The following is a 14,673-nucleotide window of genomic DNA, read 5'->3' as shown; positions in this document are numbered from 1 at the left end:
TTTCCGTCACCGGGCCTGTCGACCGATCCCGTGTTCGCTGACGTAGACCGTCATCTCTGCGAAGGCGCACTTCGTCAGACCCGTTGCGCGACTGGAGGAATCCCTTCCGCGACGCTTTCGTTCCCGATCGAGCGTCGCGGGGCCAGCGACACGAACGGCGTCGGCCACCAGAACCACCGGCCGGACAGCCGCGCGATCGCCGGCATGACCAGGGTTCGGACGATCAGCGTGTCGATGAGGAGTCCGATGGCAACGGTCGTGCCGATCTGCGCGACGTTGTGCGCGTAGCTGGCGAGCATCGCCAACATCGTGATCCCGAACGTCAGACCTGCTTGCGTGACAACACTTCCCGTTCCGACCATGGCGCGAATCAGCCCGGTGCCACCGCCGGCGCCGTACTCTTCTCGAAAACGGCTGACCAGCAACATGTTGTAGTCGGCACCCACGGCCACCAGGAAGGTGAACGCGATCGGCGCGACCGACCAGTGCAGCGGATTACCGATGAGGCCCTGCCACAGGAACACCGACACCCCCATCGCGGACAGATAGGAGAGTCCGACGGTTCCGATCACCGCGAGTGCGGCCACGAGGCTGCGCAGCAGGACCAGGACCACGCAGAACACGAATGCGAAGGCGGCGACGACGATCGCGATGAAGTCCTCGTGGGCGAACGACTCGATGTTGAGGAGCGTGCCGCCCGGTCCGCCGATGCTGACCGTGGATCCGGCCAGCGACGTGTTCTTGATCGCCGCCAACGAGGCGGGTATCACCTCCGCGCTGACGTCCATCGCGTCACGGCTGAAGCCCTCGCGCTGCGGGGTGACGATCATCCGCGTCGCCTTGCCGTCGTCGGAGAAGTAATACGGCATGCCGCTCTGGAAGAGCGGGCTCTCCAACGCCTGGCTGGGCAGGAAGAATCCACCGGCAGCGGGACTGCCCGCCGAGTACGCCCCGCTCACCTCGTCGAGGAAGTCGGTGATCTCGCCGACCTGCGGGAGCAGTGCACCCAGGGTGGTCCGCAACGGGCCGATGAGTTCACGGAGCTGCGTGACCGTGGCGCGAAGAACGGGGATCTGCCGCGCGGCGGTGGGCAGCGCTGCGCTCAGCGACCGGGTGCCGCCGGCGAGGTCGCGGACGGAATCTCTCAGCGCGGGAAGGTCATCGAGGACCGAGAGACCGGTCAGCGCGGTGCGGCAGGCGGCGACATCCTGGCACTGCGGGATCGAGTTCACGATCCCGCGCACCGGGGCGATCCCGGCCGTCAGGTCGTCGACCTTCGCCAGCGTCGACTCGCTCGTCCGCTGCAATTGCGTGGTGGCGTCGGACAACGCCCCCGCACCGGCCGCCCCTTGCCGCAGCGCCGCGTCGACTCCGTCGATGGCGGTGTCGAGATCGTCGATCGTCGCACCGATCGCGTCGAGGTCGGTGATGCGATCCCGCAGAAGCGACGTCATCTGGCCGAACCTGTTGCCGACGTACCCCGCCTGGGAGGTGAGGGTGCCTTGATCGAGGGTCTGGCCGAGCGGGCGGGTGATCCCCTGGACCGCGCTCACACCGTCGATCGAGGCGACGGCATCGGTCAGCTGCGCGAGGGCGATCAGATCCGCCGAATTGCGCATGTCGTGGTCGGATTCGACGATCAGGACGCTCGGCGCCATGATGTTCGGCGGCAGATGCCGATCTGCGGCAGCGAATCCCACGTTCGCGGGCGAATCCGCCGGCTGGGCGCGGCGTTCGTTGTAGCTCGGCGCGTAGATCGAGAGCGGGATGATCATCACCGCGAGAACGGCGAGTGCGGCCGCGAGGACCGGGCCCGGCCAGCGCGCAACGGTGGTGCCGATCCGACGCCACCGTCGCGGTGACGCCGACTCCCGTGGCTCCACGAAGCCCAGTCGCGTGGCCACTGCCAGAACCGCGGGTCCCAGGGTCAGCGCGGCTGCGAGCGTGATGAGAATGGCTATGGTGCACGGCAATCCCGACGTGCTGAACATGGCGAGGCGCGTCGCGGCCAGGCAGGCCATCGCACCGGCGACCGTCAGCGCCGACGCCACGACGATGTGCTGGACCCCTGCCAGCGCGTCGTAGTACGCGTCTTCACGGTCGCGTCCCTTGCGTCTCGCTTCCTGATACCGGCCGACGAGGAAGATCCCGTAGTTGGTGCCGGCGCCGAGGACGATCACCGCCGACAGCGCCGCGGCGAAGATCGAGACCTTGATGACCTCGTTCTCGGCCAAGAACGAAATGGTGGCGCGGGCCACGGCCAGCGCCAGTCCCACCCCGAGCAGCGGGACCAAGGCGGTGACGACGGATCGGTAGACCAGCAGCAACACGGCGCCGACCAGCAACGCGCACACCGAGACCAGCAGGATGATGGAGTCGTTGATCGCGACCATCTCGTCGTTGACCACCGCGGACGGCCCGGTGATGTGTACGTCGATTCCAGCTGGAGGCGTTGTCGCGGCGATGGTGTCGCGTGCGGACTGGGTCGACTCCATGGCCAGCGCGGTGCCCATGTTTCCGGCGAGGTTCACCAGGACGTAGGCGACGTGGCCGTCAGCACTCTGGGCCGCCGGAGCGAGGTCCGGGTTCGACCAGAGGTCCATCGCGGAGTTGACGTGTTCGGTGTCAGCGGTGAGCGTCGTCAGCAACTCGTTGTAGTACGTGCGAGCTTCCGGCCCCAAGGGGTCGTCGCCCTCCATCAGGACGTAGACGAAGTTGTTGCTGCCCCCGCCGCCGAAGTACTCCCCCATCTTGACCAGCGCCTGCACCGACGACGCCTCGTCCGGCAGGAACGACTGCGCGTGTTCGGTGACCGTTGACTCCAGTTGAGGCACAACGATGTTGAGACCGCCCGCGACGAGGAGCCAGACGACGATGACCGGTAGGGAACAGGCGTACAGGAAGCGGGCGAGGCGCGGACGTCCCGGACCGTGGTCACGCATCACGTCGAACCGAGCGGGACGCCTCACCTCTGCGGCGAGCCCCTTCCGCAGTTCGGTGATCCGCTCGCGCGTCGTGGCCATCTGTCGCTCCCCCGTCGTCCCGCGCACCTAGGCCACCGGGACCAGACAGTTGGCGACCGTGCTGCCATCGGTGCCCGAACCGTTCTGACGTACGCGCTCGAATCCGTTGACCCGCACCGCACATGACACCTCGCCGCGACCGGAGGACTGGGTCAGGACGCCGGCAGACGTCGTCAACTCCCGTGTCCGGAGCACCACACGCCACGGAACCGTCACCTTGTCCTCGACGACGCGGCCCCCGGGCTCGATGTAGGACACCCGCGCGGACGATCCCTCCGGCCCGGTCACCACGTACTCGATCGACTTGTCCCGGACGACGCCGGCCTGTGGCGCGGGCGGCGAATGCCCGATCGCCCGGTCGGGGATCACGCTCAACCGCAGTTTGCCCACGTAGAACGCCGACACCGCCATCACCGCGACGACCACCAGAACAATCCACCACGCGACACCGCGCCCACCGGACTTCATCATCGGACCCCCATCGACATCAGGCGTCGAGTGGGTCGACCTGGTGGTTTCCAGGTCGACCCACCGCTCAGCCTGCCAGTGGCAGGGACTCTATATGTGACATCGTCCGTTGGCAAGGTCTGGCGAGATCGGGCGCCCATGCAGGGGCCTCGAAACCAGCGGCGGCGCCGAACCCTCTCGAGAGAGCCGGCGCCGCGTCACAGATCGAACAGGTCAGGAGGCAGTCAATCCGCCGTCGATGACATGCTCCATGCCGCTGATGTACGAGGAGTCGTCAGAAGCGAGAAACAACACGAGGCTGGAGACCTCGTCGGGTTCGGCCATTCGACGAATGGGAACGGTAGCAGCGATACCGCCGCCTTCGGCGTCGGTGGCAGCCTCCATCATCGGCGTCTTGATGTACCCCGGATGCACCGAGTTGACGCGGATCTGTTCCGGCCCGAACTGGACGGCAACCTGCTTCGTCATGCCACGGGAGGCGAACTTGCTGCCCACGTAGCCGATGTTGGGCGCGCCGACGATCGAGACCATGCCGGCAGTGGAAGAGATGTTGACGATGGCACCGCCGCCCGCCTTGCGCATCGACGGGATCACGGTCTTCATGCCCCACACCTGCGAATGCTGATTCACAGCAATGACTTTCAGATACTCATCCGGGTCGATCTCGACGACGTCCTCGATGGGCCCCAAGATGCCCGCATTGTTCACCAGGATGTCCACCGGACCGAACGTGTCCTCCGCCTCGGCGACGACCGCGCGCCACTCGTCGAGCGAGGTGACGTCATGCTTGATGAAGTGCGCGCCGTCACCGAGTTCAGCCGCGAGCTTGCGGCCACCGTCATCGTTGATGTCGGTGAAAACGACCTTGGCACCCTCGGCAACGAACCGCCGTACATGAGCGGCCCCCATGCCCTGTGCAGCCCCGGTGATGATGGCGACCTTGCCATCCAACTTTCCCATTTCCAACACTCCTTCATCGCTCGGATGCATCGCGGACGCGATGCCGGGTCCCGCGTTGCAACGACCTGGGTGACATCTCGAGTGGTCGGTCGACGCAAGTAGTGGTACCGAGTACCACAATACGCCGGAGTCCAGCGCCGGAGCGAAGAATCGAGCGGTGACCGCATAAGTTGGAGCAATGGAGACCCGAAGACGCCCACCGGGACGCCCACCGGCGGCGTCGAAAGAAGATGTGGAGCAAGCAGCGGTCGCATTGATGATCGACCGTGGCTACGAGAACGTCAGCGTCGAGGACATCGCCGCTGCTGCAGGCATCGGGCGTACGACATTCTTCCGCTACTTCGGGTCGAAATCGGGGGTGATCTGGCTCGAGTTCGACTCGACGATCGAGCGACTGGCCGATGTCCTGGAAGCGTCGGCAGACGCGGACGACGTGCTCGGCTCCGTCCGTACCGCTGTCCTCGAATCGACGCGCCTTGCCGTTTTCAGCAGCGACGTGTGGTTGGAGCGCTTTCAGCTGTTGGACACCACTCCGGATCTCCACGCGGGCGCGCAGGCACGTTGGGAGCAATGGAGGTTGCCGATCGAGTCGTTTGTGGCGAACCGGGCCGGCGACCATGTGGACCACTACGTTCCGATGGTGGTTGCCGCCGCATGCCATGCCGTGTTCGTTGCGGAGCTCCGTCACTGGCGAAACCGGGACAGCGAGCGGATCGACCTCCTGACACGTTTGGATGCACACCTCGGGAACGTGCTCAGCCATCTAGACGGTTTGTTCGGCTGACCAGACCAGGGTGCACTGCCGAATCGCTCAATCCCCCTCGATCTTCTGCGAATTCGCCCACCGACGTCCGGGGTCGCCACCCCAGGCATCCCAGGCGACGCGTCCGGCCGTCGGGAAGCCGTCCTCGCCGTTCTTGAACCCGGTGGTGTCCCGGTCCACCTCATGGCGGGAAAAGTAGTTGCGCATCTTGCGGATCTGGTCGTCGTCGACATCCCTGCCCTCGGCCAGCTGGTGAGCCCGATGGCGGCCGGTGTCGGTGAACCCCTTGCCCGCCTTGCCGTCCTCGATCCACCGGACCGCGCGCTGGGCTGCTTCCTGGACATCCTTCGGTGGCTGGTGGCTCATCTGCGGCGCTCCTGTCGTAGAGATCTGTGCCCCACCCGCGTGCCCGTCCGCGCGAGCTGTGAAACCAGCGGTCGACTTCGACCACGCCGAGCATCGCGCGCAGATGAGCCATAATCGCGGGCATGCAGAAGCCGGCTTGCCCGATCCGACGCCGGACCACACCCGAGGTCCGGGAGGCGCTGCTCGTCGCGGCCGTCGCCGAACTCGACGAGGCGGGTCCGGAGAAGGCCAGCCTGCGCGCCATCGCCCGCCGGGTGGGGATCACCCATCAGTCGGTTGCTCACCACTTCGCCGATCGTCGGGCACTGTTCACCGCGGTCGCGGTACGCGGATTCGACAGCCTCCATGCGGAACACACCCGCGCTCTCGGGGAACTGTCCGACGATGCGCCACTGGGCGAGGCTGTTGCCACGCTCGGGCAGGTCTATGTCCGGTTCGCGCGTGACAACCGCGCCACGGCCGCGCTGATGATGGGGTCCCGCCTGGTGGACAACAAGGCCGCTGAGCTGGTCGCGGCCCGGGCGCGGGCGTGGGAACTGCACACGAGCACGGTTTCCGACGCCGCAGACGACGGATGGGGCGGCGGAGTGCCAGGGAACCTCATCGCCATCGCGACCTTCGCCATGGCGCACGGCCTGGCCTCGCTGGAGACCGACTTCGCCGACCAGCTGCCCGACGGCACCGGAATCGAGGACCTGCTCTCACTGGTCAATGCCGCGATCATCACTCCCCCGCAACAGGATTCCTGAGCGACGGGCCCACCGACGCCGAGCCGTCAGAGCATGTGGACCTTGCGATAGATCCGCGCAGCGGGCCGGGTGAGCAGACCGACGTCGTCGAGAAAGCCCATCAGATGTGCACAACCAGAACGCACCATCGACTGGAAATGGTGGTTGCGGCGCATCTCGCCGACGGCGCGACGATGGTCCAATCCGGCGTCGGCATAGGCCTGCGGGCGGACGAGACTCACGAGGATGTACGACACCGCCATCGCGGTGATCACCGAACTGAGCTGCCGCCGAATCCAACTCGCCTCACGCATGGAGTGCCGGACCTCCTCGCGGGCGAACCGCATGTGCCGCGACTCTTCGAGAACATGGATCTCGTTGACGGTGCGCACGAGCGGCAGCACCCGGTCGTCGCGCATGCACCCGCGTTGCAACACGTCCAGGACCTCCTCGGCGGCAAGGATTCCGGCGTAGGCGATCTCACCGCCGGCCACCCGCATGAACAGCTTGCCGAAACGACCCAGACGTGGGTGCGGCGTGTAACTGGTACCCGTCAGCTTGTGTGAGGTCTTCGCGAACATGATCGAGTGCCGGCATTCATCGGCGACCTCGGTCAGGGCGAACTGGAACTCCGGGCGGTGATAGTCACCGAGGTACTGGTCGCGGATCACCATTTCCTGCAGCATCATCTCGAACCAGATACCGATGCTCATGATCGACGCGGTCTCGTGGCGGGTGAGGCGGATCCGCTGCTGCTCGGTCATCTCTTCCCAGTACGCGGTTCCATAGAGCGTCGACCATTCCGGACTGCAGCCGTACTTCTCCGGATCGAGCGGCTCGTCCCAGTCGATCTCGGTCATCGCGTTACGCGACAGCCGCGCCGCGGACGCCAGGAGGCGCGCAGCGACCTCATCGACCCCGTCGTCGGGGCGGGTCACATCGTTGAGTGCTGCTTCCATTCGGACTCCTCGTCGTACGCCGGGATTCAACCCTGTGATGCATGCCACCACGGATAGTGCCATCAGTCAATGGTTCGTTCGACGATGGCACGGACCCCGGCGGCCGAACCGACGACCGCTCTGACACCCGGACACCGCGAGCAACCCCGCACCGACCTCTGCGACCGTCCTCCGCACCCGATCTCCGAGTGCTGGACTGGCGCACCATGTCTCGGCCGAACAATCAGCCGGCAACAGGTGGCGAACCGCCCGCCGGCGGTGCTATCCATGAATCAGTCGCATTGTGCACACGCAGACACACCTCTCACCGAAAGGAGCTCCCCGTGCCCACTGCAGACGAGACGATCATCTGGCCCGACCCGAGCCCGCTCCAAAAGTGGTGGACACAGGTGATGACGGCATCCGACATCGCGCGCGCACGCCCCCCGGCCGGGCAACCGACCAGGCCCCTCGCCGGCCGAGCTCAAGTTCACCGAGCCGCTCCGGCCTCGTGAGATCACACCCAGCACCACGCACCCCGCCCGACACGAAATCGTCCACGCCCGAGACATGACCCAGCACTCCACCGTCCCTCATCCGCCGCAACCAACACCCGGCCGCGACCTCTGGTGGGCCGTGACCTACGTCATCGCGATGGCCGCGATCGTCGTGGCCCTGACGACGTGGGCATGACGCAAGACAGCGACGTCACCCTCGTCAGGGGACCACCGGTCGAACGGATTCACCGGGCCGCTGCGGTCACGGAGCGGCAGCTCGGCTCGGGACGGACGGTCCGTGCAGGTCGGTCACCCAGGTACCCTCTTTAGCGATGTCTACTGAAGAGTTGCTGCCGATCACGACCCGCAAGCTGGTGGGCTGGTCTCGCACCACCCCGATCGAGGGTCACGTCCTGTCCACGCCGTACCCCGAGGTCATCGCCGAGGCGGTCGCCCGGGTGGCCGACGACAACGCGGATAAGCCGGATTACCTCAAACGCGGCGTCATCGCCCGCGGGCTCGGACGCTCCTACAACGAATCGGGCCAGAACAGCGGCGGACTCACGGTCGACATGACCCCGCTGACCAGGATCTATGCGATCGACGACGAGTCGGCCACGGTCGACGTCGACGCCGGCGTATCGCTGGACACGCTCATGCAGGCGGCACTCCCGCACGGCCTGTGGGTCCCGGTGCTCCCGGGCACCCGGCAGGTGACGGTGGGCGGCGCGATCGCGCACGACATCCACGGCAAGAACCACCACAGCCAGGGCAGCTTCGGCAATCACGTCCTCGAGATGCAGCTCCTCGTCGCGGACGGCCAGATCCTCACCCTCACCCCGGGCGGGTCGGCTGACGACCCGGCCGGCGAACTCTTCTGGGCGACCATCGGCGGCATCGGACTGACCGGCATCGTGCTGCGCGCGAAGATCCAGATGAAGCGCACCGAGAGCGCGTACTTCATCGCCGACACCGCCCGCACCGGCTCGCTGCAGGAAACCCTCGACCTGCACCTCCAGGACGGCTTCGAGGACGGGTACGAGTACGCCTCGGGCTGGTTCGACACGATCAGCGGACCGCCGAAGCTCGGCCGCGGCACCTTTTCGCGAGGCAACCTCGCCCGTGTCGACGAACTGCCGGAGAAGTACCGGGACAACCCGCTCTCGTTCAACAACAAGCCGCTGGTCCGGTTCCCGGACATCTTCCCGCGCGGGCTCGCGAACAAGCTCTCGTTCTCCGCGGTCGGCGAGGCCTACTACCGGATCGGACCGCCCAGCGAGGGCAAGGTCAAGAATCTCGCGCAGTTCTACCACATGCTCGACGTGTTCGGTGACTGGAACAACGCCTATGGACGCGGGGGCGGCTTCTGCCAGTACCAGTTCATCGTGCCCACCGGTAACGAGGGCGAATTCACCGCACTCATCGAGCACATCCAGGCGTCCGGCCACGTCAGCTTCCTCAACGTCATCAAACTCTTCGGCGAGGGCAACCGGGCACCGCTGAGCTTCCCGTTCAAAGGCTGGAACGTCTGCCTCGACTTCCCCGTCAAGGCCGGTCTCGCCGAGTTCCTCAACGACCTCGACCGCCGCGTCATGGCGATGGGCGGCCGCCTCTACACCGCCAAGGACTCGCGTACGTCGGCCGAGAGCTTCCACGCCATGTACCCGGAGATCGACGACTGGATCGCGACCCGTCGCCGTGTCGACCCCAACCGGGTGTTCATGTCGGACATGGGCCGGCGACTCGAACTCGCCTGAGCGGCGGACATTCTCGACGCACCCAGTTTCCGACGCGCTCATGCGCAACCGACCTGTACGTCACCGAAAGCGAGTACACACATGATCAACGCCGTGGGCGTCCCACAGTCCATCCTGGTCCTGGGAGGCAGCTCCGAGATCGGGCTCGCCATCACCGCCGAATACCTCAGCAAGGGCCCGGCGCGGGTCATCCTCGCCACCCTTCCGGGTGACCCCACCGCCGCTGCCGCCGTCCAGAAGGCCAAGGACGCCGGCGCCACCGAGGTCACCCAGATCGACTTCGACGCCCGTGCCACCGACACCCACCGGGCGGTCATCGACAAGGCGTTCGCCGACGGTGACGTCGACGTCGCGATCGTCGCCTTCGGCATCCAGGGCGACGACGAACAGGCCTGGCAGGACCACGGCCTCGCCGTCGCGGAAGCCGAGATCAACTACACCGCCGCGGTTTCCGTAGGTGTGCTGCTCGGCGAGAAGATGAAGGCCCAGGGTCACGGTCAGATCATCGCGATGAGTTCGGTCGCCGGTGAGCGTGTCCGTCGCAGCAACTTCGTCTACGGGTCCACCAAGGCCGGACTCGACGGGTTCTACCTCGGACTCGGAGAAGCACTGCGCCCCTTCGGCGCTCGAGTCCTCGTCATCCGTCCGGGTCAGGTGCGCACCCGGTTGTCGGCGCACGTCAAGGAAGCGCCACTCACGGTCGACAAGGAGGACGTGGGTCGCCTGGCGGTGGCCGCGGCCACCAAGGGCAAGGAGATCGTCTGGGTGCCGGGACCGTTCCGCTACATCATGATGGTGCTCCGCCACATCCCGCGGCCAATCTTTCGCAAGCTGCCGATCTGATCGCTGAATCGCCGAGTCTGAGTGGGACGTGATGAACCGACCTGACCCTTCGAGACGTCCCTCCGCAAGCTCCGGGACTCCTCAGGGAGCGGACGGGGGCACGTCCACCGCACCGCAAGAAGCGGACGGGGGCACGTCCACCGCACCGCAAGAAGCGACCGGCACGTCCACCGCAACTCAGGGAGCGGAAGGAGTCACGCCCACCGCGCCCAAGGGAACAGGGGGAGGCGCGTCCGGCTACGGGCGGGCAGCACTGTCCCTGGTGATCGCCGTGGTGGTCGGCGGCGCGGTGTCGATGGCGGGGCTGACGGCCATCGGAACCGTCGAGTGGCCGGCGTTCAACTCGTCGAACGTCACCCGGTCCCTGACGACGGCCGGACAGGTGCTGGCCATCGCCATCCTGGTCGTGGCCGCGCTCCTCTACCGGTACGGCAAGGGGCGCCTGCTGGTGCCGGTGCTGTCCGCGGCCGCGATGTCGGGGTTCGTCACCGTGACCATCGGGATGCCGCTGGGCGCAACACGTCTCTACCTCTTCGGGTTGTCGGTCGATCAGGAATTCCGCACCGAGTACCTGACGCGGATGACGTCGAGCCCCCACCTGGCGGACATGACCTATACCGAACTGCCGCCGTACTACCCGGCCGGTTGGTTCTGGTGGGGTGGACGCTTCGCCAACCTGCTCGGTCAGCCCGGGTGGGAGGCCTACAAGACGTGGGCGATCGTGTCGATGGCGGTCGCGGCGGCCGTCGGCGTCATCCTGTTCATCCGGATGTTCGGCGCGGATCGCGGTGTCGCCCTTGGACTCGCGGTCACGACCGTCACACTGCTGTACGCCTCGCCGGAGCCCTACGCGGCGATCCTGGTGCTGATCGGCGTACCGATGCTGATCACACTGACCTACGCCCTGCGCGGACGAACCCGAGCCGCCGACGGTCCGGTGGGCCCGCTCTTCGGCACGACGAGTTGGCCTGCGGTGGCGGCGTCCGGGGTGTTCCTGGGGATCTCGGCCGCGACCTACACCCTCTACACCGGACTGTTCGCCCTGACCGCCGTCCTCCTGGCCGGCTACTTCGCGGTGCAGGGGTGGCTGGGCGCGTCGAACAAGGCCACGTCGTCGGCAGCCATCCGGAGCCGACGGCGTGGTGTCGTGGTCGCGGTGACCGGGCGCCTCGTCGCCGTCGCGGTCATCTCCGGCCTCATCGCCCTGCTGGTCTGGGCGCCCTACCTGTGGGCACGCCTGACCAACACCCCGGCCAGCGGCGGGACCGCTGAACACTATCTGCCCGAACGCGGTTCGGTGTTGCCGCTGCCGATGTTCGGCCTGAACCTCGTCGGCGCCATCACGATGATCGGTCTCCTGTGGATCCTGCTGCGCTTCCGCACCCGCACCGTCGCCCTGGCGATGGGCGTCATCGTGCTGACGGTCTACGTGTTCTGCCTGCTGTCGATGCTGATGACCGCGTTGGGAACCACCCTGCTCTCGTTCCGTCTCGAACCCATCCTGGTGGCCACGTTGAGCGCGGCCGGCGTCTTCGGCGTCGTCGATCTCGCGCACTGGGCGGTGCGCCGATTCGGCGACGTTCGCGTGGTCGTGGGTGCGCTCGCCGTCCTCTCGGCCATCGCGATGGCACAGAGCATCCCGGGCCATCTGGCCACCGAGATCACCACCGCCTACACCGACACCGACGGGTACGGCGAACGCGCGGATGCTCGCCCGGCGGGAGCCGAATCGTATTTCGCGGAGCTGGACAAGCTGATCGGTGAGCAGACCGGCAGGCCGCGCACCGACAACGTGGTGCTCACCGCCGACTTCGGCTTCTTGTCGATCTACCCCTACTGGGGTTTCCAGGGACTCACCTCGCACTACGCGAACCCACTGGCCGAATTCGACAAGCGCGCAACCGCCATCGCGCGGTGGGCGGAGAGCGAGAACGCCGACCAACTCGTCGATGCTCTCGACCGCTCGCCGTGGACCCCGCCGAATGTCTTCCTGTTCCGGTACAGCGCAGACGGTTACACGCTCCGCCTCGCCGAGGACGTCTATCCCAACGACCCGAACGTGAAGCGCTACACGGTCACCTTCGATCCGGCGGTCTTCGACGACCCGCGCTTCGAGGTCACCGAGCGCGGCCCGTTCGTCCTCGTCGTCCGGAAGTGACCGCGATGCGACCACCGTTCCGCACCTCGCGTCCGATGACGATCACCCAGGTCGACGGCGACTCGTCGACAACGCATTTCGTCTCCACCGATGTCGTGAACTGGATCCTCCTGGAAGAGGACGGCGAACTGACGCTCATCGACGGTGGCTACCCGGGCCAGGCCGGTCAGGTCGTCGAATCGATCGAACGGATCGGCCGCAAGCCCGAGGATGTGCGCGGTGCGTTGCTCACCCACGCCCACGTCGACCACCTCGGTGGCCTCGTGAAGCTGCAGGCGCGGTACGGGTTCGACGTCTACATGGACCCCGTCGAGGTGGATCACGCACTGCGCCATCACCTCCAGCAGGCCAATGCACTCGATCTCGCCCCGCAGGTCGCGAATCCGCGACTGTGGGCGTGGCTGGCCAAGACCACACCGCTCGGTGCCCTCAGTCGTGCGGGCCTCGCGCAGGCGTCGGGGTTCCCCGTCGGCGGCGCCACCGATGAGCGGCGACCGCTCGAGCTCCCGGGTGCGCCTGTCCCTGTCGCGAGTCCCGGTCACACCGACGGACACAGCGCCTACCTCGTCGCCGACGGCCGTGCCCTGGTGTCCGGTGATGCTCTGGTGAGCGGCCACGAGATCTCGTCGATCACCGGTCCGCAGTGCATCCCGTCGCTCTTCCAGCACGACGAACCGACCGCGCGACGCAGCGTCGAACGGTTCACGGAGCTCGACGCCGACATCCTGCTCCCGGGCCACGGCCCGATCCATCGCGGCGGTGTCGCCGCGGCCGCGCGTGAGGCACTGTCGCGCTGATTCCGGCAGCGCCGATATGAGCCGTCGCGGAGCTCGGGGGTATGAACTTCCGCGCGCACGGCGTTGCGATGCGCATGAACTCTCCCCGAGATGACCTCGACCCCGATCTCCTGCGCATCGTCGCCGACCACCAGGAGTCCATCCTCATCACGCTCCGGCGCGACGGCCGACCGCAGTCATCCAACGTCATTCATCTGTGGGAACCGGAGACGGCATCGGCCTTGATCTCGGTCACCGCGCCCCGGGCCAAATCGCGCAACGTCGAACGCGATCTCCGGGTCAGCCTCCACGTCCTCGGCGACGGATTCTTCTCGGCATACGCCGTGGCCGAGGGGACGGGCACGCTGAGCCCGGTCGCGGCCGCACCGGACGACCCGACCGTCGACCTCTTGGTCGACTGGTACCGGGCGTTTCGGAATGAGGACCACCCGGACTGGGACGACTATCGGGCCGCGATGGTGCGCGAACAGAGGCGGCTCCTGCGAGTGCGGGTCGAGCGGGTCTACGGAATGACCCGGTTGCCGCGCTGAGTACTGCCGCCGGCCGACGGGCCGACTCGAGGGACCGGAAAGGTCAGTGCCCGAACCCCACGAAGGTGGCGGCCTCCTCGACCGACTTCCGCTCGGAGATCACCGAGTTCGCCGGGAAGGTGTCATCCGGCCAACCCAGCGCGATGCTCTTCATGATCACCTGATCGTCCGGGATCCCGGCATGTTCCCGGACCACCGGCGACTGCATGATGCCCTGACTGTTGATCACCGCGCCCAGACCGCGGGACCAGGCGGCGTTGACCAGGGCGGTCGAGACCGCACCGCAGTCGAACGGCGTGTCGTCGCTGCCGTCCAGGATGCGGTCGTAGGTCACGATCACGCAGACCGGGGCATCGAACTGACGGAATCCCCGCAGCACCCAGTCCTGCCGCATCTCCGTGTCCTCGCGGGCGATGCCCATCGCGCCGAACAGCTGCTTGGCAACCTGGACCTGGCGGTCACGATGTGTCCCCGTGAACTTCTCCGCGCCGGTCCGGAACTCTCGTGAGTGAGGCACGCCGGCGAGATTGCGTTCGGTGTTTGCCGCACGGATGCGATCCAGGGGTTCCCCGGTGATCACATGGAAGTTCCAGGGCTGTGTGTTCATCGACGACGGTGCCCGCATCGCGAGCGTGAGGATCTCCTCGATCAGCTCTCGAGGGACGGGATCGGGCGTGAATCCGCGGATGCTGCGACGCCCCAGAATCACTTCGTCATACTGCATCGTCGATCTCTCCTTGCGCGCATCCGACAACCCGATCGCCGTCGTACGGGTCCGTCCTGCAGACCCTCCGGCGATCAGTGAACACGTTACATCCGAGCTTTCCGGTCACCTGCGACCGCGC

The 14,673-nt window shown here is 66.7% G+C and carries 14 protein-coding genes; 8 read left to right on the top strand and 6 right to left on the bottom strand.

Going from position 1 to position 14,673, the window contains the following annotated elements:
* Positions 1-74: 74 nt before the first annotated feature.
* The 3 genes from AC3B5T_RS08365 to AC3B5T_RS08355 form a co-directional block, all read right to left on the bottom strand.
* Positions 75-2,942 carry an MMPL/RND family transporter gene (locus tag AC3B5T_RS08365; RefSeq protein WP_442902730.1) on the bottom strand — a complete coding sequence of 956 codons (2,868 nt, stop codon included), beginning with the start codon at positions 2,940-2,942 and terminating at the stop codon, positions 75-77.
* A 108-nt stretch (positions 2,943-3,050) separates the two neighbouring features.
* Positions 3,051-3,494, bottom strand: coding sequence for an MmpS family transport accessory protein (locus AC3B5T_RS08360; protein WP_055476821.1), 444 nt, complete (start codon positions 3,492-3,494; stop codon positions 3,051-3,053).
* 210 nt (positions 3,495-3,704) lie between these two features.
* The gene (locus AC3B5T_RS08355) at positions 3,705-4,451 is read right to left on the bottom strand and encodes a glucose 1-dehydrogenase (RefSeq protein WP_010843208.1); all 747 of its coding nucleotides are present in this window, start codon (positions 4,449-4,451) and stop codon (positions 3,705-3,707) included.
* A gap of 178 nt (positions 4,452-4,629) precedes the next feature.
* Between AC3B5T_RS08355 and AC3B5T_RS08350 the strand changes: the two genes are divergently transcribed.
* Positions 4,630-5,235 (top strand): acyl-CoA-like ligand-binding transcription factor, encoded by a 606-nt coding sequence (locus tag AC3B5T_RS08350; protein WP_055476822.1) that lies wholly within the window; start codon positions 4,630-4,632, stop codon positions 5,233-5,235.
* 27 nt (positions 5,236-5,262) lie between these two features.
* Here AC3B5T_RS08350 and AC3B5T_RS08345 read toward each other — a convergent pair whose 3' ends face one another.
* A complete protein-coding gene (locus tag AC3B5T_RS08345) occupies positions 5,263-5,580 on the bottom strand; it encodes a hypothetical protein (RefSeq protein WP_055476823.1) in 318 nt (105 codons plus the stop codon).
* A gap of 122 nt (positions 5,581-5,702) precedes the next feature.
* Here AC3B5T_RS08345 and AC3B5T_RS08340 point away from each other — a divergent pair, with 122 nt between their 5' ends.
* Positions 5,703-6,329, top strand: a complete 627-nt coding sequence (locus tag AC3B5T_RS08340) for a TetR/AcrR family transcriptional regulator (protein WP_010843200.1) — start codon at positions 5,703-5,705, stop codon at positions 6,327-6,329.
* A 26-nt stretch (positions 6,330-6,355) separates the two neighbouring features.
* On the opposite strand, the gene AC3B5T_RS08335 is transcribed toward AC3B5T_RS08340, so the two are convergent.
* Complete coding sequence (locus tag AC3B5T_RS08335; RefSeq protein ID WP_055476824.1) at positions 6,356-7,267, bottom strand: AurF N-oxygenase family protein; 912 nt, start codon at positions 7,265-7,267, stop codon at positions 6,356-6,358.
* Positions 7,268-7,816: 549 nt separating this feature from the next.
* Between AC3B5T_RS08335 and AC3B5T_RS08330 the strand changes: the two genes are divergently transcribed.
* The 6 genes from AC3B5T_RS08330 (at position 7,817) to AC3B5T_RS08305 (ending at position 13,828) form a co-directional block, all read left to right on the top strand.
* Complete coding sequence (locus AC3B5T_RS08330) at positions 7,817-7,939, top strand: hypothetical protein (protein WP_269432852.1); 123 nt, start codon at positions 7,817-7,819, stop codon at positions 7,937-7,939.
* A 136-nt stretch (positions 7,940-8,075) separates the two neighbouring features.
* Positions 8,076-9,500, top strand: a complete 1,425-nt coding sequence (dprE1, locus tag AC3B5T_RS08325) for a decaprenylphosphoryl-beta-D-ribose oxidase (RefSeq protein ID WP_055476825.1) — start codon at positions 8,076-8,078, stop codon at positions 9,498-9,500.
* A gap of 81 nt (positions 9,501-9,581) precedes the next feature.
* Positions 9,582-10,343, top strand: a complete 762-nt coding sequence (gene dprE2 / locus AC3B5T_RS08320; RefSeq protein ID WP_010843197.1) for a decaprenylphospho-beta-D-erythro-pentofuranosid-2-ulose 2-reductase — start codon at positions 9,582-9,584, stop codon at positions 10,341-10,343.
* Positions 10,344-10,374: 31 nt separating this feature from the next.
* A complete protein-coding gene (locus tag AC3B5T_RS08315; RefSeq protein WP_488358514.1) occupies positions 10,375-12,501 on the top strand; it encodes an arabinofuranosyltransferase in 2,127 nt (708 codons plus the stop codon).
* Positions 12,502-12,506: 5 nt separating this feature from the next.
* A complete protein-coding gene (locus AC3B5T_RS08310; RefSeq protein WP_055476834.1) occupies positions 12,507-13,298 on the top strand; it encodes an MBL fold metallo-hydrolase in 792 nt (263 codons plus the stop codon).
* A 74-nt stretch (positions 13,299-13,372) separates the two neighbouring features.
* Positions 13,373-13,828: a TIGR03618 family F420-dependent PPOX class oxidoreductase gene (locus AC3B5T_RS08305; protein WP_488358513.1), complete on the top strand. Its 456-nt coding sequence runs from the start codon at positions 13,373-13,375 to the stop codon at positions 13,826-13,828.
* A 43-nt stretch (positions 13,829-13,871) separates the two neighbouring features.
* Here the strand turns inward: AC3B5T_RS08305 and AC3B5T_RS08300 are convergent, their stop codons facing one another.
* Positions 13,872-14,552 carry a nitroreductase gene (locus AC3B5T_RS08300; protein WP_055476827.1) on the bottom strand — a complete coding sequence of 227 codons (681 nt, stop codon included), beginning with the start codon at positions 14,550-14,552 and terminating at the stop codon, positions 13,872-13,874.
* Positions 14,553-14,673: the final 121 nt, after the last annotated feature.

Source organism: Gordonia sp. G4 (assembly GCF_057770005.1).
This window is presented reverse-complemented; position numbering and strand designations above follow the sequence as displayed.